General features: G+C 69.3%; 21 protein-coding genes, 1 tRNA gene and 1 pseudogene. 13 read left to right on the forward strand and 10 right to left on the reverse strand.

Features of this window, described 5'->3' with window-relative positions:
- The first annotated feature begins 170 nt into the window (after positions 1-170).
- Positions 171-511: pseudogene (locus OG385_RS23695) on the forward strand (peptidase inhibitor family I36 protein).
- An 82-nt stretch (positions 512-593) separates the two neighbouring features.
- Here the strand turns inward: OG385_RS23695 and aceE are convergent.
- On the reverse strand, positions 594-3,341 hold the full coding sequence (aceE, locus tag OG385_RS23700) for a pyruvate dehydrogenase (acetyl-transferring), homodimeric type (protein WP_266857434.1): 2,748 nt from the start codon (positions 3,339-3,341) through the stop codon (positions 594-596).
- 440 nt (positions 3,342-3,781) lie between these two features.
- On the opposite strand from aceE, the gene OG385_RS23705 reads away from it, so the two are divergent.
- The 6 genes from OG385_RS23705 (at position 3,782) to OG385_RS23730 (ending at position 8,436) form a co-directional block, all read left to right on the forward strand.
- Positions 3,782-4,222, forward strand: coding sequence for a DUF3052 domain-containing protein (locus OG385_RS23705; RefSeq protein ID WP_164260513.1), 441 nt, complete (start codon positions 3,782-3,784; stop codon positions 4,220-4,222).
- A 175-nt stretch (positions 4,223-4,397) separates the two neighbouring features.
- Positions 4,398-4,856 (forward strand): peroxiredoxin, encoded by a 459-nt coding sequence (locus OG385_RS23710; protein WP_266857437.1) that lies wholly within the window; start codon positions 4,398-4,400, stop codon positions 4,854-4,856.
- Positions 4,857-4,980: 124 nt separating this feature from the next.
- A complete protein-coding gene (locus OG385_RS23715) occupies positions 4,981-5,556 on the forward strand; it encodes a TerD family protein (RefSeq protein WP_266857439.1) in 576 nt (191 codons plus the stop codon).
- Between the two features lie 107 nt (positions 5,557-5,663).
- Positions 5,664-6,239, forward strand: coding sequence for a TerD family protein (locus OG385_RS23720; protein ID WP_266857441.1), 576 nt, complete (start codon positions 5,664-5,666; stop codon positions 6,237-6,239).
- A gap of 150 nt (positions 6,240-6,389) precedes the next feature.
- Positions 6,390-7,532, forward strand: coding sequence for a DUF475 domain-containing protein (locus OG385_RS23725; protein WP_266857443.1), 1,143 nt, complete (start codon positions 6,390-6,392; stop codon positions 7,530-7,532).
- Between the two features lie 166 nt (positions 7,533-7,698).
- On the forward strand, positions 7,699-8,436 hold the full coding sequence (locus OG385_RS23730) for a Tellurium resistance (protein WP_266857445.1): 738 nt from the start codon (positions 7,699-7,701) through the stop codon (positions 8,434-8,436).
- Between the two features lie 50 nt (positions 8,437-8,486).
- Here the strand turns inward: OG385_RS23730 and OG385_RS23735 are convergent, their stop codons facing one another.
- Complete coding sequence (locus tag OG385_RS23735) at positions 8,487-9,392, reverse strand: TerD family protein (RefSeq protein WP_266857447.1); 906 nt, start codon at positions 9,390-9,392, stop codon at positions 8,487-8,489.
- Positions 9,393-9,585: 193 nt separating this feature from the next.
- Here OG385_RS23735 and OG385_RS23740 point away from each other — a divergent pair, with 193 nt between their 5' ends.
- From OG385_RS23740 to OG385_RS23750, 3 genes are read left to right on the forward strand one after another with little or no spacing between them, the layout of a single operon-like run.
- Positions 9,586-10,770 carry an HpcH/HpaI aldolase/citrate lyase family protein gene (locus OG385_RS23740; protein ID WP_266857449.1) on the forward strand — a complete coding sequence of 395 codons (1,185 nt, stop codon included), beginning with the start codon at positions 9,586-9,588 and terminating at the stop codon, positions 10,768-10,770.
- Positions 10,770-13,397 (forward strand): phosphoribosyltransferase, encoded by a 2,628-nt coding sequence (locus OG385_RS23745; protein WP_266857451.1) that lies wholly within the window; start codon positions 10,770-10,772, stop codon positions 13,395-13,397. The genes OG385_RS23740 and OG385_RS23745 overlap by 1 nt, the downstream gene beginning before the upstream one ends.
- On the forward strand, positions 13,394-14,215 hold the full coding sequence (locus OG385_RS23750) for an HAD family hydrolase (RefSeq protein ID WP_266857453.1): 822 nt from the start codon (positions 13,394-13,396) through the stop codon (positions 14,213-14,215). Before OG385_RS23745 ends, OG385_RS23750 begins: the two co-directional genes overlap by 4 nt.
- Positions 14,216-14,298: 83 nt before the next feature.
- On the opposite strand, the gene OG385_RS23755 is transcribed toward OG385_RS23750, so the two are convergent.
- From OG385_RS23755 to OG385_RS23775, 5 genes are all read right to left on the reverse strand, one after another.
- Positions 14,299-14,520, reverse strand: coding sequence for a zinc ribbon domain-containing protein (locus OG385_RS23755; protein WP_266857455.1), 222 nt, complete (start codon positions 14,518-14,520; stop codon positions 14,299-14,301).
- 41 nt (positions 14,521-14,561) lie between these two features.
- The gene (locus OG385_RS23760; protein WP_266857457.1) at positions 14,562-15,611 is read right to left on the reverse strand and encodes a sugar kinase; all 1,050 of its coding nucleotides are present in this window, start codon (positions 15,609-15,611) and stop codon (positions 14,562-14,564) included.
- On the reverse strand, positions 15,608-16,276 hold the full coding sequence (locus OG385_RS23765) for a bifunctional 4-hydroxy-2-oxoglutarate aldolase/2-dehydro-3-deoxy-phosphogluconate aldolase (protein ID WP_266857458.1): 669 nt from the start codon (positions 16,274-16,276) through the stop codon (positions 15,608-15,610). The genes OG385_RS23760 and OG385_RS23765 overlap by 4 nt, the downstream gene beginning before the upstream one ends.
- 230 nt (positions 16,277-16,506) lie before the next feature.
- Complete coding sequence (locus OG385_RS23770; RefSeq protein ID WP_266857460.1) at positions 16,507-17,862, reverse strand: hypothetical protein; 1,356 nt, start codon at positions 17,860-17,862, stop codon at positions 16,507-16,509.
- Positions 17,863-17,933: 71 nt separating this feature from the next.
- Positions 17,934-18,707, reverse strand: coding sequence for a DUF4097 family beta strand repeat-containing protein (locus OG385_RS23775; protein WP_266857462.1), 774 nt, complete (start codon positions 18,705-18,707; stop codon positions 17,934-17,936).
- A 217-nt stretch (positions 18,708-18,924) separates the two neighbouring features.
- Between OG385_RS23775 and OG385_RS23780 the strand changes: the two genes are divergently transcribed.
- Positions 18,925-18,999: transfer RNA gene (locus OG385_RS23780), tRNA-Val, on the forward strand.
- A 203-nt stretch (positions 19,000-19,202) separates the two neighbouring features.
- On the opposite strand, the gene OG385_RS23785 is transcribed toward OG385_RS23780, so the two are convergent.
- The 3 genes from OG385_RS23785 to OG385_RS23795 are packed head-to-tail and all read right to left on the reverse strand — an operon-like array spanning position 19,203 to position 20,838.
- Complete coding sequence (locus tag OG385_RS23785) at positions 19,203-20,054, reverse strand: helix-turn-helix transcriptional regulator (RefSeq protein WP_266857464.1); 852 nt, start codon at positions 20,052-20,054, stop codon at positions 19,203-19,205.
- Positions 20,055-20,078: 24 nt separating this feature from the next.
- Complete coding sequence (locus tag OG385_RS23790; protein ID WP_266857466.1) at positions 20,079-20,606, reverse strand: DUF6879 family protein; 528 nt, start codon at positions 20,604-20,606, stop codon at positions 20,079-20,081.
- Positions 20,578-20,838: a hypothetical protein gene (locus tag OG385_RS23795; RefSeq protein WP_266857468.1), complete on the reverse strand. Its 261-nt coding sequence runs from the start codon at positions 20,836-20,838 to the stop codon at positions 20,578-20,580. Before OG385_RS23795 ends, OG385_RS23790 begins: the two co-directional genes overlap by 29 nt.
- Positions 20,839-21,068: 230 nt before the next feature.
- Between OG385_RS23795 and OG385_RS23800 the strand changes: the two genes are divergently transcribed.
- Together OG385_RS23800 and OG385_RS23805 are read left to right on the forward strand one after the other, a co-directional pair.
- Complete coding sequence (locus OG385_RS23800) at positions 21,069-21,302, forward strand: hypothetical protein (RefSeq protein WP_266857469.1); 234 nt, start codon at positions 21,069-21,071, stop codon at positions 21,300-21,302.
- Complete coding sequence (locus OG385_RS23805; protein ID WP_266857470.1) at positions 21,299-21,439, forward strand: hypothetical protein; 141 nt, start codon at positions 21,299-21,301, stop codon at positions 21,437-21,439. Before OG385_RS23800 ends, OG385_RS23805 begins: the two co-directional genes overlap by 4 nt.
- Positions 21,440-21,458 lie beyond the last annotated feature (19 nt).

Genomic DNA, 21,458 nt, shown 5'->3' on the forward strand with positions numbered 1-21,458 from the left:
CGGAAGATCCATACGTACGACGCACCACACGGGGGACCACGATGAACACCGCACTCACCCGGCGCACCGCACCCGCCGCCGACACCGGCCCCGCGGCCGGCATCCGTAGGACCCTGCTCCGCAAGGCCCTGCTCCGTACGACCGTCACGGCCGGGATCGTCACGGCCACCGTGTTCGCCGCGCCCCAGGCACTCGCCCCGCACACCGCGCTGGCCGCATCGCAGCCCCGGATGGGGGAGTGCGCGACCGGCGAACTCTGCCTCTGGGAGAAGGGCGCCTTCAAGGGCGCCCGCCCACCTACGACCTCTCCGGTGCCGGCATCGACAGCTGTACGCCGCTCCCCGCGGGCGCCACCGCCCAGTCCGTCGCCAACCGCACCGGGCGCCCGGTCACCACGTACCAGTCCGCCGAGTGCGCGGAGACGGGCGAGTTCGATACGTACCCGGGAGGCGGCACCTGGCTGCCGAACTCCCCTTACCAGGTACGGGCGTTCAAGATCCGGGAGAGCTGAGCGCCCGCCGGCCCGCGCCCCGTACGCGGAAGGGCGGCGGGACCACTGTGGTCCCGCCGCCCTCATGCGTGCTCAGTGACGCCTACGCGTCGCCGCCCGCAGCGCCCGGATCGGCCGACGACACGTCCAGGAGCTGGTAGCGGTCGATGGCCTGCTTCAGGGCCGAACGGTCCACCTTGCCCTGCTTCGCCAGCTCGGTGAGGACCGAGACGACGATCGACTGCGCGTCGATGTGGAAGAAGCGGCGCGCCGCGCCCCGGGTGTCCGCGAAGCCGAACCCGTCAGCGCCCAGCGACTGGTAAGGCCCCGGCACCCAGCGTGCGATCTGGTCCGGCACCGAGCGCATCCAGTCCGAAACGGCCACGAACGGGCCTTCGGAGTCGGAGAGTTTCCGCGTCACATACGGGACGCGCTGCTCCTCCTCGGGGTGGAGCAGATTGTGCCGCTCCACCTCCACGGCCTCGCGGCGCAGCTCGTTCCAGGAGGTCGCGGACCAGACATCGGCCTTCACGTCCCACTCGTCGGCGAGGATCTGCTGGGCCTCGACGGCCCACGGGACGGCCACGCCGGACGCCATGATCTGCGCCGGGATCCGGCCCTGCTCGCCCGGCTTGAAGCGGTGGATGCCCTGGAGGATGCCCTCGACGTCGACATCCTCGGGCTCCGCCGGATGCTGGATCGGCTCGTTGTAGACGGTGAGGTAGTAGAAGACGTCCTCGCCCGCCCTGCCGTCCGCCGTCTCGCCGTACATCCGGCGCAGACCGTCCTGGACGATGTACGCGATCTCGAAACCGAACGCCGGGTCGTAGGCGACACAGGCCGGGTTGGTCGACGCGAGCAGCTGCGAGTGGCCGTCCGCGTGCTGGAGCCCCTCACCCGTCAGCGTGGTCCGCCCGGCGGTCGCGCCGAGCACGAAGCCGCGCGCCAGCTGGTCGCCCATCTGCCAGAACTGGTCGCCGGTGCGCTGGAATCCGAACATCGAGTAGAAGACGTACACCGGGATCATCGGCTCGCCGTGCGTGGCGTACGCCGAACCGGCCGCGATCAGCGACGCCGTGCAGCCGGCCTCGGAGATGCCGTCGTGCAGCATCTGCCCGGTCGGCGACTCCTTGTACGCGAGCAGCAGTTCGCGGTCCACCGACTCGTACTGCTGGCCGAGCGGGTTGTAGATCTTCGCGCTCGGGAAGAACGCGTCCATACCGAAGGTGCGGTACTCGTCGGGGGCGATCAGCACGAAGCGCTTGCCGATCTCCTTGTCCCGCATGAGGTCCTTCAGGACCCGGACGAACGCCATGGTGGTGGCGATCGACTGGTGGCCCGAACCCTTCTTCGCGATGGCGTACGTCTTGTCCGGGGGCAGCGGCAGCGGCTTGGCGCGGACCACCCTGGTCGGTACGTAACCGCCGCAGGACTTGCGGTGGTCGTGCATGTACTGGATCTCTTCGGAGTCCCGGCCCGGGTGGTAGTACGGCGGGTTGCCGTCCTCCAGGTCCTTGTCCGCGATCGGCAGGTGCAGCCGGTCCCGGAAGCGCTTGAGGTCGTCCGCGGTCAGCTTCTTCATCTGGTGGGTCGCGTTGCGGCCCTCGAAGTTCGGGCCCAGCGTCCAGCCCTTGATGGTCTGGGCGAGGATCACCGTCGGCTGGCCCTTGTGCTCCTTGGCCGCCGTGTAGGCCGCGAAGACCTTCCGGTGGTCGTGCCCGCCGCGCCCGAGGTGCAGGATCTGCTCGTCGGACATGTCCTCGACCATCTTGCGCAGCCGCTGGTCGGTGCCGAAGAAGTGCTCACGGATGTAAGCGCCGCTCTCGGTGGCGTACGTCTGGAACTGGCCGTCCGGCGTGGTGTTCATCTTGTTGACCAGGGTGCCGTCGCGGTCCTGGGCCAGCAGCGGGTCCCAGCTCCGGTCCCAGACCAGCTTGATGACGTTCCAGCCGGCGCCGCGGAACTGCGACTCCAGCTCCTGGATGATCTTGCCGTTGCCGCGTACCGGGCCGTCGAGGCGCTGGAGGTTGCAGTTGACGACGAAGGTCAGGTTGTCCAGGCCCTCACGGGCGGCGATGGAGAGCTGGCCGAGCGACTCGGGCTCGTCCATCTCGCCGTCGCCGAGGTAGGCCCAGACATGCGACTTGGAGGTGTCCGCGATCCCGCGCGCCTCCATGTAGCGGTTCATCCGCGCCTGGTAGATCGCGCCGAGCGGGCCGAGGCCCATCGAGACGGTCGGGAACTCCCAGAAGTCCGGCATCAGCCGCGGGTGCGGGTAGCTGGACAGCCCGTAGGGAGCCTTCGACTTCTCCTGGCGGAACCCGTCGAGCTGCTGCTCGGAGAGCCGGTCGAGCAGGAAGGCGCGGGCGTAGATGCCGGGGGACGCGTGCCCCTGGAAGAAGACCTGGTCGCCGCCGAGACCGTCGTCCTTGCCGCGGAAGAAGTGGTTGAAGCCCACGTCGTACAGCGAAGCGGAGGAGGCGAAGGTGGCGATGTGGCCGCCGACCCCGATACCGGGGCGCTGGGCGCGCGAGACCATCACGGCCGCGTTCCAGCGGGTGGCGTTCAGGACCTTGCGCTCGATCTCCTCGTTGCCCGGGAAGAACGGCTCGTCCTTGGTGGCGATCGTGTTCACGTAGTCCGTGCTGCGCATCTCGGGCACGGCCACGCGCTTCTCGCGCGCGCGCTCGATGAGGCGGAGCATCAGATAACGCGCACGCTCACGGCCGCGCTCGTCGACGGCGGCATCGAGGGAGGCGAGCCATTCCTGGGTCTCTTCAGGATCGAAGTCCGGGACCTGGCTCGGAAGGCCGCCAATGATGATCGGGTTGCGATCGGATCCGGAAACCACGCTGTTCCTTCGCTGTTCGGTGGTGCGGTATCGGGGCGTACGCCGCCACCATCGTGTACCGCCAGGACGCTGACGTCATCTCTACCGTGGGGTAGGTAACCGTCACGCGGTGAGACATCCCGTCCGGAGGCCGCTGCTGGGTCCGGCGAAATCGCAACCTTACGCCCGACCCGCTCAGACATTCCCAAAGGGATCCGGGGCACAATTGACGTATCCGGATGGAGGGGAACCCTCGCAAATACGGATGAACAGTGTGGGATGGATCACCAGAGATCGTCAGGACCTGCCTGAGGTTGGGGTGAGGTGCCAGGAAACGTCACCGTTTCGGCTGTCTCGACCGCTGGGTACTTGCGCGATCGGTCCCGCCCGTGTGGACTACGGCCAACGCCCCGCGCACGCGCGTGGCTGGTGCATTTCCAAAAACGATCAGGAGGCAAACCGTGAGCGCGACCGCGGACCACGCGGAGGAGCGGACCAATCAGGCAGCACGCCTGGGGTTCGAGCCCGGACAAGTGGTCCAGGAGATCGGCTACGACGACGACGTCGAGCAGGAACTCCGTGAGGGTATTGAGAGCGTCATCGGCCAGGAACTCGTCGACGAGGACTACGACGACGTGGCTGACGCTGTCGTGTTGTGGTTCCGCGACGAGGACGGCGACCTTACGGACGCGCTGGTGGACGCCATCGGTCTGGTCGACGACGGCGGCGCGGTCTGGCTGCTGACCCCCAAGACCGGCCGTGACGGTTACGTCGAGCCGAGCGACATCAACGAGGCATCTCAGACAGCCGGTCTGGCCCAGACCAAGAGCATCAATGCCGGCAAGGACTGGACGGGGAGCCGTCTGGTCACACCGAAGGTGGCAAGGTCCGGCAAGCGCTGAGTCGCCATAAGCCCCGAGAAGCCCCCGCCGGCCGTCCTGCCGGCGGGGGCTTCCCCCTGTTCCGGGGCTCCGCTTCCCCCTGTCCCGATGCGGGGCCGCCCGCCCCCGGTGGGGCCGGCAGCGAGGCCATAGGGTGGGCATCATTCGAATGGCCCCACCGAAGGGAAGCGTTTTCATGGCGATCGAGGTCGGCACCGAGGCCCCGGATTTCGAGCTGAAGGACAACCACGGCCGGACCGTCCGCCTCTCGGACTTCCGCGGCGAGAAGAACGTGGTGCTGCTCTTCTACCCCTTCGCTTTCACCGGCGTGTGCACCGGCGAGCTCTGCGCCCTCCGCGACGAGCTGCCGAAGTTCGTCAACGACGACGTGCAGCTGCTCGCCGTCTCCAACGACTCCATCCACACGCTGCGCGTCTTCGCGGAGCAGGAGGGCCTCGAATACCCGCTGCTCTCCGACTTCTGGCCGCACGGCGAGGCCTCGCGGGCGTACGGCGTCTTCGACGAGGAGAAGGGGTGCGCGGTGCGCGGGACCTTCATCATCGACAAGGAGGGCGTCGTCCGCTGGACCGTCGTCAACGGTCTGCCGGACGCTCGTGACCTGAACGAGTACGCCAAGGCGCTCGACACCCTCTGACCCGGCCGGTGAAGAGCCTGCCGTGTCCGGGAACCGGTCACTAGGATCGGTTCGTTGATCCGATGCCACGTAAAAACGGGGGCAAGGGCCCTCCTCGGCCCCTCGAAACCAATTGGGAGGACTCGTGGGAGTCAGCCTCAGCAAGGGCGGCAACGTCTCGCTGACCAAGGCCGCACCCAATCTGACCGCGGTCATCGTCGGTCTCGGATGGGATGCACGCACCACCACAGGTGGTGACTTCGACCTCGACGCCAGCGCTCTGCTGACGAACGAAGAGGGCAAGGTCGCCAACGACTCGAACTTCGTCTTCTTCAACAACCTCAAGAGCCCCGACGGCTCGGTCGAGCACACCGGTGACAACCTCACCGGTGAGGGCGAGGGCGACGACGAGGTCATCAAGGTGAATCTCGCCGGTGTGCCCGCCGATGTCTCGAAGATCGTGTTCCCGGTCTCGATCTACGAGGCCGAGAGCCGCCAGCAGAGCTTCGGCCAGGTCCGCAACGCGTACATCCGCGTGGTGAACGAGGCGGACAACTCCGAGCTGGCGCGGTACGACCTCAGTGAGGACGCGTCGACGGAGACCGCCATGGTCTTCGGCGAGCTCTACCGCAACGGCGCGGAGTGGAAGTTCCGCGCCATCGGCCAGGGGTACGCCTCCGGGCTGCGCGGTATCGCGCAGGACTTCGGCGTCAACGTCTGAGTTCCGCGTCAACGTCTGAGCAGGATTCACTCCGTCCGGCGCCGCACCTCAGTGCGGCGCCGGACGTGCTAGTCAACCGTTCCACACCTCGGGGAGGATCAGCGATCATGGGCGTTACGCTCGCCAAGGGAGGCAATGTCTCCCTCTCGAAGGCCGCACCCAACCTCACGCAAGTTCTGGTCGGGCTCGGCTGGGACGCACGCTCCACCACCGGAGCGGACTTCGACCTCGACGCCAGCGCGCTGCTGTGCCAGTCGGGCCGGGTGCTCGGCGACGAGTACTTCATCTTCTACAACCAGCTGACCAGCCCGGACGGTTCTGTGGAGCACACCGGTGACAACCTCACCGGTGAGGGCGAGGGCGACGACGAGTCGATCATCGTCGACCTCTCCAAGGTGCCCGCCCACTGCGACAAGATCGTCTTCCCGGTCTCGATCCACGAGGCGGACAGCCGCGGCCAGACCTTCGGCCAGGTCGCCAACGCCTTCATCCGCGTGGTGAACCAGGCCGACGGCCAGGAGCTGGCGCGGTACGACCTGAGCGAGGACGCCTCGACGGAGACCGCGATGATCTTCGGCGAGCTGTACCGGTACGGCGGCGAATGGAAGTTCCGGGCCGTGGGGCAGGGGTACGCGTCAGGGCTGCGGGGCATCGCTCTAGACTTCGGGGTCAATGTTTCCTAAAGCATTCTTCCGGCGTGGTTCAAGTCCGGGAGATCTCCCGGGTTCCGTGCCGGGGGTCCAGGGTTCGCACCCCGGGAGAATGCAGGACTGGGACAACACCTGGGCCGCGCACGGCGCGGGGGAACCCGTACACACACGATGGGGTAGCCAGTGCTTCTGAAAACCTTCGGGTGGTCATTCGTGATCACCGTGGTCGGTCTTGCCGCGGCGGTGATCTACGACGGATGGACCGCCCTGGGCGTTGTGGCGATCCTGGGCGTCCTGGAGATCTCTCTGTCGTTCGACAACGCGGTGATCAACGCCGGAATCCTGAAGAAGATGAGTGCCTTCTGGCAGAAGATCTTCCTCACGGTCGGTGTGCTCATCGCCGTCTTCGGTATGCGACTGGTCTTCCCCGTCGTGATCGTCGCCATCAGCGCCAAGATCAATCCGATCGAAGCGGTGAAGCTGGCAGTCAACGAGAAGGACCACTACCAGCAGCTGGTCACCGACGCCCACCCGTCGATCGCTGCCTTCGGTGGCATGTTCCTGATGATGATCTTCCTCGACTTCATCTTCGAGGACCGTGACATCCAGTGGCTCCGCTGGATCGAGCGCCCGCTGGCCAAGCTCGGCAAGGTCGACATGCTCTCGGTCTGCATCGCGCTCGTGGTGCTGCTGATCTCCTCCTTCACCGTTGCCACCCACGCCCACCAGCACGGCGGCGTGCACGCGGACAAGGCGCAGACGGTCCTCATCTCCGGTATCGCCGGGCTCATCGCCTATCTCGTGGTGGGCGGACTCTCCGGGTACTTCGAGAACCGGCTGGAAGAGGACGAGGAGCGTGAGCAGGAGGCCGAGGAGGAAGCCAGGAAGTCCGGCTCGGCTGTACCTGCGGTCATGATGGCCGGCAAGGCCGCGTTCTTCATGTTCCTCTACCTGGAAGTCCTCGACGCCTCCTTCTCGTTCGACGGGGTCATCGGCGCCTTCGCCATCACCAACGACATCGTGCTGATGACGCTCGGCCTCGGTATCGGCGCCATGTACGTCAGGTCGCTCACCGTCTACCTGGTCCGCCAGGGCACCCTGGACGACTACGTCTTCCTGGAGCACGGCGCCCACTACGCGATCGGCGCGCTCTCGGTGATCCTGCTCGTCACCATCCAGTACGACATCAACGAGATCATCACCGGCCTCGTCGGAGTCGTGCTGATCGGCTTGTCCTTCTGGTCGTCGGTCCGCAGGAACAAGCGGATCGCGGCGGAGGGCGGGGGCGGCTCCGGAGACCGGACAGAAGTGCCGTCCGGGGTGTGACCCGTACCGGATTGCGGAACGCTCTGAACGGGGCGGTCAGGACGCGGAAGCCTCCTGACCGCCCCGTGTGCGTGCCCGTGTGCGCGCATGTGCGTGTCCGTGTGCGTGGGGGAAGAAGTCCGGGGAAGAACCGGGGAAGAGTCACCGAGCAAGCTGGGGGTGGGACATGGCCTTCTGGGACAGTCTTCGACGGGACAAGCCGCCGCACTTCGATTCGGGGAGCTCGGCGTCCAACTCGATCGAGCTGACCAAGCGGCACCCGGCCGTCTCACTGACCAAACAGGGCGCGACCACCGGAAACCTGCGGGTGAACCTGTCCTGGCGGATGCGTTCGTCGGACTTCGGCGGCAGCTCCCGGCAGCGCGGGAGTCTGCTGCGCCATCCGTCCCGGATGTTCCAGCCGGACGTCGTCCAGGCACACACCCAGGGCGTCGTGAACGTCGACCTCGACCTGGGCTGCCTCTACGAGCTGGAGGACGGCACCAAGGGCGTGGTGCAGCCCCTGGGGAACTTCCTCGGCGCGCTCAACGAATCGCCGTTTGTACAGCTCAGCGGTGACGACCGGTTCGGATCGCCGTCCGGCGAGACGCTCTACGTCAACCTCGACCACCGGGACGAGATCAAACGGCTGCTGGTCTTCGTCTACATCTACGACCAGACGCCCGCCTTCGACCGTACGCACGCCGTGGTGACGCTCTACCCCAGCAACGGCCCGCGCATCGAGATCCAGCTGGACGAGCGCCATCCGCAGGCCCGCTCGTGCGCGGTCTTCGCCGTCGAGAAGGTCAAGGGCGACATGGTGGTGCGCCGCGAGGTGAAGTTCGTCTACGGCTTCCAGGCCGAGCTGGACCGGCTGTACGGCTGGGGGCTCCAGTGGGGCCGGGGCTACAAGACCAAGATCTGAACCCGGCAGCTCACCGGCTCACCGGCCCGCTGCGACTACTCCCGCCCCGCTCACCTGGGCAGGAACTGCGGTCCCATCGGGGGCAGCCGGAAGTACGGATCGGGCGCGGGAGCAGCCGCCGCGGCCGGCTGAGGATACCCGCTCCGCTGCGCTCCGCCTCGGCTCCCTTCGCTGTTTCCGGATGCCGAGCGTGCGGGCTGTGCCACCGGCCGGGTCGGGACGGCCTGCGGGTAGCCGTAGCCGGGCGGCGGTGACTGCGGGGGCGGCGGGAAGCCGGCGGGCGCCGGGACCGTGGGGCCCGTCGCGCCGATGGGGCCGCGCTGGGCGGGCGGTGCGGACCGGCCGGGCTCCGCCGCCGCGTCTGCCGAGGTCCCGTCCGCTCCGGCCGCTTCGGCGTTCTCGTCGACCGAGATGCCGTACGCCGTGGCAAGACCGACCAGACCGGTCGGGTAGCCCTGCCCCACCGCCCGGAACTTCCAGCGGTCCTCGCGGCGGTACAGCTCGCCGCAGATCATCGCCGTCTCCTCGCCGGTCTCCGGCTGTACGTCGAAGACGGCGAGGGCCGGAGTGCCGTCCCCGGCCGGCGCCGCCGCGTCGTACAGCAGGATCCGCAGGTCCCGTACGGTGCGGAAGGACGCATCGTCGGACGACGCGGCCAGCACCACCTGCTCCACCGAGGGGTCCAGGGCGGCCAGGTCGGCCTCGACGGTGTCGGTGAGTCCCTCGGCGTCGCGTTTCTTCGGCAGCCGCCGTACCAGGCCCGACGGATGGCGCGGCTGGTTGTAGAAGACGAAGTCCTCGTCGGAGCGCACACGCCCGCCGTGGCCGAGCAGCAGGGCCGAAGCGTCGATGTCGGGGACGTCGGGGCCCGGGGTCCAGCGCAGGACGGCCCGTACCGCCAAGGCGTCCAGCGGGACGTTCGAACCCTTCATCATCGCGTGCGTCATGCCGGTCATCCTGCCTTCCCGGCGTGGCCCCGGACAATGTGGGGGCGCTTTGGGGCGAGTCCGGTACATCCCGGCGGGACGGGTGGGGCGACTGTTGCAGGACGGTCCGAATTCCCTCCCTGTTGGAACTAGCGCCATGCGCCCATACGTACTATTACCGGCCGCGCGTCATCGGGACGGCATGGCACTACGAGGGGACCTTATGCATCATTTCGGGCATATCTCGCCCCTTGTCCGGTCGGATCTCTTCCATCAGGAGCCGGCCGAATTCACCTCCGGGTCTCCGGCACCCGTACTCGCGGCCGCTCTCGGCGCCACGCTCTACAGCCCGGCCACCCGGCCGCAGCTCGCCGATGACGTGCTGAAACAGGCCGCGCGCGGGGTGGTCTCCATGGTGCTCTGCCTGGAGGACTCCATCGACGACGCCGATGTCGCCGACGGCGAGGCCAATCTGGTCCGCCAGTTCGCCGAGCTGGACGACAGATGCGGCGGGCCCTCCGGGAACGCGGACGGCGTGCCGCTGCTCTTCGTCCGGGTCCGCGAGCCGGAGCAGATACCCGACCTGGTCCACCGGCTGGGCCCGTCGGCGCGGCTGCTGTCCGGATTCGTACTGCCGAAGTTCACCGAGGAGCGCGGCACCGCCTTCCTGGAGGCGCTCACCCGGGCGGAGGCCGCGGGCGGCCGGCGGCTGTTCGCCATGCCTGTCCTCGAATCGCCCGAGCTGCTGCACCTGGAGACCCGTGCGGACTCCCTCGCCGGGATAGCCCGCACGGTCGACAAGTACCGTGACCGGATCCTCGCGCTCCGGCTGGGTGTCACCGACTTCTGCTCGGCGTACGGGCTGCGCAGGACGCCCGACATGACCGCGTACGACGTCCAGATCGTCGCCTCGATCATCGGCGACGTGGTGAACGTCCTGGGCCGCTCGGACGGTACGGGCTTCACGATCACCGGCCCGGTCTGGGAGTACTTCCGCGTCCAGGAGCGGATGTTCAAGCCACAGCTGCGCCGCAGCCCCTTCATGGAGGGCCGCGCCGACCAGCTCCGTACCACCCTGATCGAGCACGATCTGGACGGACTGCTGCGCGAGATCGGGCTCGACCGCGCCAACGGACTGCTCGGGAAGACCTGTATCCACCCCTCACACGTGATGCCGGTGCACGCCCTCTCGGTGGTCAGCCACGAGGAGTTCAGCGACGCCCGCGACATCGTCAGGCCCGACCGGGACGGCGGTGGGGTGCTGCGCTCCGCCTACACGAACAAGATGAACGAGGTGAAGCCGCACCGGGCCTGGGCCGAGCGGACCCTCCTGCGGGCCGAGGTCTTCGGTGTGGCCAGAGAAGACATCGGCTTCGTCGAACTGCTCACGGCCGGGCTCTCCGGCTGATGCGAACCGGAAGAGAAGAGACGGGCGAAGTGGTCTGGTCGGGAACATGGGTCGCGGACCGGCTCGGTGTGCGGCTCGCGGGGGACGACGGCCTCCGCGAACTGCTGGGCCTCGCGCTGCGGCGCAATCCGAAACGCGCCCATCTGCTGGTGTCGAACGTGCTGGGCAAACATGTGCCGCAGCGCCCCTCGACGGTGTACGGCCACGGCCACGGGCTCGGCCGCGCGGTACGGCGGCTGCTCGGCGACGAGGCCGCGAGGAGGGCGGTCGTTCTCGGCTACGCGGAGACCGCGACGGGTCTGGGTCACTCGGTCGCGGACGGGCTGGTCCTCGCGCCGTATCTGCACTCCACCCGGCGCGAGGTCGCCGGGGTGGCGCGGGCGGGCGGCTTCGAGGAGTCGCACTCGCACGCGACCTCGCATCTGCTGCTGCCCGAGGACCCGCAGCTGCTGGCGGGCGACGGTCCGCTCGTCCTCGTCGACGACGAGTTCTCCACCGGCAACACGGTGCTCAACACCATCCGTGATCTGCACGAGCGGTATCCGCGCCAGTGGTACGTGGTCGTCGCGCTGGTCGACATGCGGTCGGCCGCCGACCGGGACCGGCTGGCGGACTTCGGCCGGGAAATCGGCGCCCGGGTCGACCTGCTGACGTCGGTGCGCGGCGAGGTGGAACTGCCCGACGGCGTACTGGAGAAGGGGCGCCGCCTGGTCGAGGAGCACGAGGGGCGGAAGCCCCACCTCGCTGTCCCTCGGGGCGCAGGTCCGGCCGTCCGGGTGGACCTGCGCTGGCCGGCCGGGCTGCCGGACGGCGGGCGGCACGGCTTCACCCCCGGCCACCGCACCACCCTGGAGGCCGCGCTGCCGGGGATGGCGGCCCGGCTCGCGGAGGCGCTGGCACGGGGCGCACGGGACGCTCCGGGTGCGCCCGGCTCTGATCTTCCCGGCTCGGTCGGTCCTGCCTCAGGTGTGCCCGGCTCGGGTGTGCCTGGTCCGGATGCACATGATGCGGTCCCGCTCCCCGTCGACGCGCCCGTTACGCGCACCCCGCATGTCCTCGTGCTCGGATTCGAGGAGCTGATGTACGCCCCGCTCCGCCTCGGTCTCGCGCTGGAGCAGGCCGGGCACGATGTGCGCTCATCGACCACCACCCGCTCGCCCGTACTCGCCCTGGACGATCCCGGTTACGCGATACGGACCGGACTGGTCTTCCCCGCGCACGACAGCCCCGCCGACGGGCCGGGCGACCGCTACGCGTACAACGTGGCGGGCGGTGGTTTCGACGCGGTGGTCCTCGTCGTCGACTCGGCCGCCGACACCCCCGAACTGCACGCCCCCGACGGCCTTCTGGCCCAACTCGCCGCGCACGTCCCGCAGGTGCTGCTGGCGGTCGTCCCCTCGTACGTCCCCCAACGGCCGTACACCCCCGCACAGTCGTACGTCGTCCCACCGCCGTACGTTCCGGAACAGCAGGAAGCAGCCGCCCCCATGCCCGAGCCGTTGCGCGGCCCCGCCTTCTCCTCCTATGCCGCCGAAGACGTCGGCTGGCTGCTCCAGGATCTCTCCGGCGTGGAGCTGGAGGCGCCCACCGAGGAGCGCGAGGAGGCGATACAGGCGGGCGGCGCCCACTACGCCGAGTCGCTGCCCGTCGAGTACCAGCCCAGCGAGCAGTACCAGGAGCTGTTCAGGGCAGCCCTGGAGACCTCGGCGCCGCGGATCGCGCAGGCCGTCGGCACGGTCACCGAGACCGTGCTCGCCGAGCGGTCCGCACGGCCGGTCCTGGTCTCGCTCGCGCGTGCCGGTACGCCCGTCGGCGTACTGATGCGCCGCTGGGCCCAGCACCGCCACGGCCTGGACCTGCCGCACTACGCGGTGTCCATCGTGCGCGGCCGTGGCATCGACGCCAACGCACTGCGCTGGCTGGCCGCACACCACGACCCGGCCGATGTCGTCTTCGTCGACGGCTGGACCGGCAAGGGCGCCATCACCCGCGAACTGGCCGATGCGCTCGCGGAGTTCCCCGGCTTCGACCCGGAGATCGCGGTCCTCGCCGACCTCGGCGGCTGCGTCCGTACGTACGGCACCCGGGAGGACTTCCTCATCCCGTCCGCCTGCCTCAACTCCACGGTGTCCGGACTGATTTCGCGTACGGTCCTCCGCGCCGACCTGGTCGGGCCCGGGGACTTCCACGGCGGGAAGTTCTACCGCGAGCTGGCGGACTCCGACGTATCGGCCGACTTCATCGACGCCGTCGCCGCCCGCTTCGACGAGGTGTCCGGTGCGGTGGACGCCGCGGTGAAGGAGCAGCTGGCGGCGGACCGCGCGCCGACCTGGGAGGGGTGGGCGGCCGTCGAGCGGATCAGCGAGGAGTACGGCATCCATGACGTCAACCTCGTCAAGCCGGGGGTCGGCGAGACCACCCGGGTCCTGCTGCGCCGCGTCCCCTGGAAGATCCTCGCCAGGAGCGGTGCGGGCGCCGATCTCGACCACGTTCGGCTCCTCGCGGAGCAGCGCGGCGTCCCGGTCGAGGAGGTGGACGGCCTGCCGTACAGCTGCGTCGGCCTGATCCACCCGCGCTTCACCCGTGGCGCGACCGGCGCCGACGGCACCGCGGCGGTGACCGCGTGAACCCGGCAGCGCCCGTACTCGTCGCCAGCGACCTGGACCGCACCCTCATCTACTCGGCGCCCGCGCTCGACCTGACCATGCCGGACGCCGAAGCGCCGAGGCTGCTGTGCGTGGAGGTGTACGAGAGCAGGCCGCTCTCGTACGTGACGGAGACCGCGGCCGGGCTGCTCGGCGCGCTCGCCGCGGAGACCCTCTTCGTACCGACGACCACGAGGACGCGAGAGCAGTACCACCGGATCCGGCTGCCCTGCCCGCCGCCGCGGTTCGCGATCTGCGCCAACGGGGGCCATCTGCTGGTCGACGGGGTGTCCGACCCGGGCTGGCAGTCCGATGTGGCCCGGCGGCTGGCCGCCGAGTGCGCCACCCTGGCCGAGGTACGCGCCCACCTGGTGTCCGCGGCCGATCCGGCCTGGCTGCTCAAGGAACGGGTGGCCGAGGACCTGTTCGCCTATCTGGTCGTCGAACGGGCTCTGCTGCCCGAGGGCTGGGTGGACGAGCTGTCCGCGTGGGCCGGTCCGCGCGGCTGGACGGTCTCGCTCCAGGGCCGCAAGCTCTACGCGGTGCCGGAGCCGCTCACCAAGAGCGCGGCGGTACGCGAAGTGGTCCGCCGCACCGGAGCCGAACTCACCCTGGCAGCAGGCGATTCACTCCTGGACGCGGACCTGCTGCTGGCCGCCGACCGGGGCTGGCGCCCCGCGCACGGCGAGCTGGCGGACGCGGGGTGGAGCGCGCCGCATGTGGAGGTGACCGCCGGGCGCGGGGTCGCGGCCGGCGAGGAGATCCTGCGGGAGTTCACCCGCGCCGCGCGGGGGTGCTGAGCCGAGGCCGGGCCCCTGCGGGAGCTCACCCGCGTCGCGCAGGGGCGCTGAGCCGAGACAGCGCGGCGCGCCCCGGCTGTGACTTACCCGCAGCAGCCTCCGCCGCAGCACCCGCCCCCGGCGCCTCCGCCGCTCCCGCCGGACGGAGCCCCGGCGGCGGACCCGCCGACGGCGACCGCGGACAGCAGCTTGACCGTGTCCTCATGGCCCTCGGGGCAGGTGGCGGGCGCCGATGACTCGGCCATCGGACGGCTGATCTCGAATGTGTCGCCGCAGGAGCGGCAGCGGTACTCGTAACGGGGCATGAGGCCCAGATTAGAGGTGCGGGGGGCCGCTGCGCACCACCTCAGCGCACCACTGTTCCCGGCGCAGCTCCGAGGAGGCCCAGCTCGGTGCGGGTCGGAGCGCCCTCCCAGTCGCCGGCCGTGGCCACCGCGAACGCTCCCGTGGTCACCGCACGGTCCAGCCGCCCCGCCGTGTCCGAGCCGTCGAGCAGCGCCGAGAGATACCCGGCGACGAACGCGTCGCCCGCACCGACCGGGTCCACGACCGGCACCGTACGGGAAGGTGCGTGCAGTTCGCCCTGCAAGGTGTACGCCGTGGCGCCCGCCGCACCGAGCTTGACCACGACCTCGCCCGCCCCGGCCTCCAGCAGCGCTTCCGCCTGCCGGGCGGGATCATCCGGGGAGCCCGCGGGCAGGCAGAGCGGCAACTCGTCGTCGGATGCGATCAGTACGTCGGCGCGCGGCGCCCAGTCCCGCATCACCGCCGACGCCTCATCCGTACTCCACAGCCGGGAGCGGAAGTTGACGTCGAGGCTGATCAACACGTCGTGCTCGGCGGCCAGTTCCATGGCGCGCTCGGCGGCGGAGCGGGCTGTGGGGGAGAGGGCGGGGGTGATGCCCGTCAGATGCAGCACGCGGGCGGCGCTGTCCGTGCGGGTGCCAGTGCCAGTGCCAGTGCCGGTGCCGGTGCCGGTGTGGGCATCCCCGCTCGTGGCTGTCCCAGCTCCCGCTCCGGCTTCCAGGAACGCGGCGAAGGCCCGCTCCACGTCGTCGGCCGCGATCCTCGAACCGGCCGACCCCGCGCGGTAGTAGTGCACCCGGGTCACGCCGGGCAGCCGCGGCTCGAAGAGGAGCAGCCCGGTGGGCGCGGCCCCGTCCCGCGTGGTACCCGTGACGCCGACCCCCTCGGCGCGCAGCGTCCGCAGCACCAGTTCACCGGCCTCGTCGGCGCCGACCGCGCCCACCCAGTGCACGGGGTGCCCCAGCCGGGCCAGGCCGATGGCCACGTTCGACTCGGCACCGGCGACCGAGACGGCCATGGTGCCGCCCAGCTTCAGCTGCCCGTCGCCGCGCAGGGCGACCATCGTCTCGCCGAAGGTGAACACGCTCATGACCGGACCGCCGTGGCCGCTGCGCCGGTGGCCCGCGCTGTCTCCACGACGTTCAGGAACGCGGCGGCCCGCTTCCGCAGCGCGTCCTGGTCCCCGCCGTCCGCCGCGTCCCCGATCAGGGGCGACCCGACGCCCACGGCGACCGCACCCAGCGCGAGGTACTCCGCGGCGGCCGCCGCGTCCACCCCGCCCACCGGTACGAACGGAACATCCGGGAAGGGGGCCCGCAGCGCCTTCAGATAGGCGGGGCCGCCCACCGAGGCGGGGAAGAGCTTCAGCGCGGTGGCGCCGGCCGCGACACCGGCGATGACCTCGGTGGGGGTGACGACTCCGGACAGTACGGGAAGCCCCAGCCGTACCGACTCGTCCACGCCCGCACCGAGCCCCGGCGTCACGATGAGACCGGCCCCGGCGTCCGCGGCCCGCCGGGCGTCGTCGGCGGTGAGCACGGTGCCCGCGCCCAGCCATGCGCCGTCCCCGAGTGCGGCCCGCGCCCGGCGTATGACCCCGAGCGCGTCCGTGCCGCTGAGCGACACCTCGACCAGGGGTATCCCGCTCTCGACGAGCGTCATGACCGACCTGAAGGACGCCTCGGGGTCCGAGCCGCGGACGATGGCGACCAGCCGCTCATTTCGGAGAGTCGCGGTGAAGTCCGTGCGGTCCATGCTGTTCTCTTCCCGTTTCTTCCTGTGCTCTGGTGATTCGGTGCCGGTGTGCAAAGGCACCGCGAGCCCTGCCGACGGCTCGGTGTGCACAGGCCCACGAGCCCTGACAACGGGCCCAAGCTCCGACCGTCTCAATCCACCGCAGCCCGGGTCAATCCAGTTCAATCCGTCCAGTTCGACGGGTTCGGCGGGTTCGACCAGTTCAACCCGGTCAATCCGGTCCCAGCGGCTCAGTGACCGGTGCCGCGTTCCTCGCGGATCTGCTCGACCACGCGCGTGGCGGTCTTCCGTACTTCCTCGGTCTCCGTGAGGAAGTGCCAGTAGTCGGGGTGCCGGCCCTCCAGCCCCGCGACTGCCCGGTCCAGCCGCTCCACTGCCTGGTCCAGCGGACGGGCGTGCCGGGGGTCGGGGGTGTTCCGGCCCGCCATCGCCAGCCGCTGGGCGTCCCGGATCGTGAACCTGGTCCGCTCGATCTCCTGCTGCGGATCCTTCGCCACAGCGTTGAGCCGTTCGAGCCGCGCACCGGCAGCCGAGACCGCCTCGTCGGTGCTGTTGAGCAGCGACCTGACCGTCGTGAGCAGGGACGTCGCGTCGGGCCAGCGCTGCTCCTCGCGCGCCCGGGTCGCTTCCTTGAGCTTCTCCTCCGCCTGCCGCACGGACACGGCGGCCTGCTCGGGCACATGCTGGAGGTCCTGCCAGCACGGCGCGGTGAAGCGCCGACGCAGCTCGCTGAGGACCGGGGCGACCGTACCGGCCCGGGTGGTGAGGGCCTGGGCGCGGGTACGGAGCGACACCAGGCGGCGGTCGATCTCGGAGGCCCGCTCCGGCAGCCGGGCGGCCTCGGCCCGTACGGCTTCGGCGTCACGCATCACCTTGTCCGCGCGGTCCAGCGTGCCCTGCACACCGTGCTGGCCGGCGCCCTGGTTGAGCTTTGTCAGCTCGGGCCCGAGCTGCGCGAGACGGGTGGCGAGGTCGTCGGCCTTCAGCCCGGATTCCCGTACCGCGTCGAGAGCATTGCTCGCGGAGAGGAGCGCCTGCCGCGCCCGCTCCACGGCGGGCGCGAGCCGGGCGAGCTGCGTCTCGGCCTTGCCGAGCAGCGGCCCCAGCCCCTGCCCGAACCGGTCGAGCTCGCCCTTCACGCGTACGAGATCGTCCTTGGCCCGGGTCAGCTCCGTACGCGCCTGGGACAGGGCGGAGCCCTCCAGACCGTCCCGGTCCAGGTCATGGGCGTCGACCGCGGTGATGTACGAAGTGCTGACCTCGTCGATCCGCTGCCCCAGCGAGGCGAAATCGGAGAGGGCCTTACGGGCCTCCGGCGAGTTGTCCACAGCGGAGATCGTCTCGATCGAGATCCGCAGATCGCGCTGAGCGGTGTCGAGGTCGTAGAAAGCCGCGGCCGCGGCGTCCTTCGCGGCCTGCGCGTCGGCCCGCTGGCTCTCACCCCGCCCGCCGAACCAGCGCCGCGTGCCCCCACCTGCGAAGGCACCGGCCAGACCGGCGAGCAACGGCACCGGGAGGGCCATCAGCGTCAGGACATCCCGGACGGCACTCGATCGCGCATACGGCTGCCCGTGTCTTGCCGTCACATCCCTCTCCCGTGCTGGTCCGCCCTGCCCTGGCCATTCTCCCACCAGGTAGGGACGAACACACGGGCCGGTCAGTTCGCGCTTCGAACAACGATCCTTCCGTTGTCGCTGCGCGCAGCGATGGAGTGGCGGCTGGCGTCGTCCGTGGGCACCCCGACCTGGGTGCTCCCGTTGCTGCTCCGGGTCTCGACCTTGTACGCCAGCCCCGGCTTCTTGGGCAGTGTGATCTCGACCGCCCCGTTGTTGCTGAAGCTCTCCACCCGGTCGGGAACCGCGGTGAGCGACAGCCGTACCGCACCGTTGCTGGAGTCCGCTGTGACCTGCCTGGACGAGACGCCGTCGGCGTTGATGGCCCCGTTGTCGCTGCTCAGGTCGAGGGCTCCGCTGGAGTCCCGGACGGTGACCTTGCCGTTGTTCGAGCGGAGCTTCAGCGAGGTGTCGAAACCGGCGGCGGTCACGGACCCGTTGTTGTCCTTGAGGATCACGGAGACCCCGCGCGGCACCTTGATCTGGTGCCGCGACGCACAGCTGCTGACGAGGGCGCTGCACTTCACCTTCAGACTGAGCGTGCCGTCCCGCATGGACCAGGAGGCGTCGGGCCCGTTGCCCAGGAAGACCCACCCGTCGACGTGCCGGGTGACCTGCACGGACTTCACATCGGCGGGTACCAGGTCGATGGTGGAGTTGTTGGTGTCGATGGTCAGCGTCTTCCCGCTGAACGCGAAAGCCTTGTGCTCGGCAGGCGCGTCCGAGGGATCCGAGCCGCACCCGGTGAGGGCGACGGCGACAAGAACGGCCCCTCCGGCCGCGACAAGCGTACGAGGACGGAGTGCCACGTAGATCATTCCCCCAGATCGAACCGAACCTGCCGAAGAGCCCCAACGGTACGGACCGCCCCCATCCCCACACGATCCAGCGGCCCACCGGACCGGGGGTGGGGTTATCCCCCGGTCGTACGGGCTGGTGGGCCGCTCCGGGGCTTCTGCCCGGGGGCGTTCTTTGGCTCCTGCAACAGGTTTGCGAACGGGGGCCCGGGGCCATGTACCCTGTTGCTTCATCCACGGGTGCGTAGCTCAGGGGTAGAGCGCTGCTCTTACAAAGCAGATGTCGGCAGTTCGAAACTGCCCGCGCCCACCAGTACCGAAGACCCCCAGCCGATCATGGCCGGGGGTCTTCGGCATCCAGTTCTGACATCACCGGGTGTGGTCTCCATTTTCTGGCGCCCGCCTCTTCAGCACCCGGAGCCCGGCGGACTTCGCAACGAGGGTGAACGACCGGTAGAGGTTCATGGGCTCAATCGGCCGCCCGTTCCTTTTTCGGTGAACGCAGGAAAAGCCTGGTCAGTGCAGGGCTTCGATGGCCTTCACGATGAGAGACCGCGCGGCCGCGCCATACACAGCCATCCCCCGCAGTTCTTCGAACGCCTTCAGGTACAAGGCGACTTCGCTTGGCTGGGTGAGATTCACCTGTGCTGACAGCAGCTCGACGGACACGAATGTGTCGTCGTAGACGTGGAACGTCTCAAGCGGCCAGTGCGACCGTCTGGGCGTAGCCGCAGGGATAATGCCGAGGGAGACTGCTGGCAGGGCACCCGCCGTGAGTAGCTGCCCGAGCTGGGCCGCCATCGCCTCGGCTTCGCCCAGTTGGTAGTACAGGGCCGCCTCCTCGACCAGGAGCACGAATCTGTGCCCCGGTTCGTGGATGACCTTTGATCGCTCCACGCGTGCCGTGGCGGCTGCCTCACCGTCGTCGGGGATCTCGCGGAAGTCCGCGATCAGACTGAGCAGCGCGGACGCGTAGCCCTCCGCCTGGAGCAGGCCAGGGATGAGGGTGGCTGAGTAGACCCTGAAGAGTTGTGTCTCGTGGAAGAAGTGGACCCAACTGTCTTGCAGCTGCTTGAGCCCGCTGCGGACCTGGTGGCGCCACTCGGAGTACATCGACTCCGCATTGAGGGACTGCGCGATGAGCCCGGCCGCCTGGTCGACGGCATCGCAGGCGCCACACCACAGGTGTATGTCCTTGGCCGAGGGCGCGGTACGGGCGTTCTCGACTCGGGATGTCTTTGCGTGGTGCCAGCCGCATCGGTCGGCCAGCTCGGTGACCGTAAGCCCGGCGCTTTTGCGGATGTCGCGCAGACGCCCTGCGACGGTTTCGCGGGCCGCCTGAGCGGACGAGGACGGGGATATGGGCATGAGCTGGCCTGTCCGTGCTTCCTGCTAGCGGATCTTGTACTGGTCGTGTGGGATCGCTCGGGACCAGACCGTTTCGAACGCGGACGCGCACAACTTCGCCACGGCCGGCTCGTCGGTGATCTCCTCGCCCAGCGACGACCCGTCCCCGGCAAAGTGATTCCAGTGGACCCACTGGTCATCGAAGAGCCAGAAGTCATTGCCAGGGAGGGCGATGTCGGATGCCTGCCGTCGGGGCAGCCAGCGCACTTGCTCTCCGGCGGCGACGTTGGTGAAGGCCCCGGAGTGCTCGTACCGGATGTACTCACTGACCGGTTCGGAAACGATACGAGCCCGGCGCACGGCCACCCCGCGCTCAACTGTCTCGGCCATCAGGTCGAGCCACGGGCGCCACCAGGAAGCCCTGTCAGCGGGATCGTGACGGAACCCCGCACGCCAGTCGGCGAACGGCCCCTCCTCGTAGTCCACGGCGTATGAGTCCCGCATCTCCAGGTGGACAGCGGAACGCTTGCAGCCCTGGATCAGCTCATCGAACGTGGGCACGCTCGGCGGCATCGCAAGCCTCCCTGATCATTTGGGCCATCCTGAACGGAACGCGCACGACAGCCTCACCCTCGGGGATACCGACCGCGTGCCCGGGCACCTCCGTGGCAGCGCACTTGGCTTCCAACTCGGGCCCCGGTTTCCACCCTTGGAATACGAACTCCTCGGCGCTGCTGTCCACCCAGACCGTCGGGCTCTGCTTATCACCCGTGTTGGGGTCGATTCCGATGAACTGTAATGACATGTCAGGCTCCCGGATCGGCGTGTGCAGTTGTGTGCAACACCGTCCCGCCCGCGAGATATCTCGTCAAGGGGGCGAAGTGGCCATATACCAAGTCAGGGGAATGGTCCGCACACATCTGCACATCGCTGGTGCGCACGCACGGGCACTCCTAGCGTCGTAAGCAGCGATGGCAGCCCTGGCCTTCGGCGTCTTGGGCGACCCAGCGGCGCGGCGTACCGAGGGGAGGACTCATGAGCGACCTGGAAGCCCGGTCGGCCTCACGGCAGTGGATCGATACGGGGTCGGGCCCCGGCCGTATGCAGCCCGTGATCGACCCGAAGGCGGCACGCGCGGACACCGCCTACCGGGAGTTCCTCGACCACTCCCAGAACTGCCCCGGCTCGTGCCGCATCGGCGTGAACTGTGCGACGGCCACCAAACTGCAGCACGTGTGGCGCGACGCGAAGAACGAAGCGATCTCGTGATCTGCGACCGGCCGGTCCTGCCCGGCGAGCCGTCACAGGAGTACGAGATCAGCGGCGGTATCGGCGTGGTCGCGGCGATGCGCCTGCACGTCGTGTGCCCGATCCGCGTCCCGCCGGTGCGCCGCTACTGCCAATGAACTCCCGCCCCGGCCAGAT

Source organism: Streptomyces sp. NBC_01306, assembly GCF_026340465.1.
Taxonomy (GTDB): domain Bacteria; phylum Actinomycetota; class Actinomycetes; order Streptomycetales; family Streptomycetaceae; genus Streptomyces.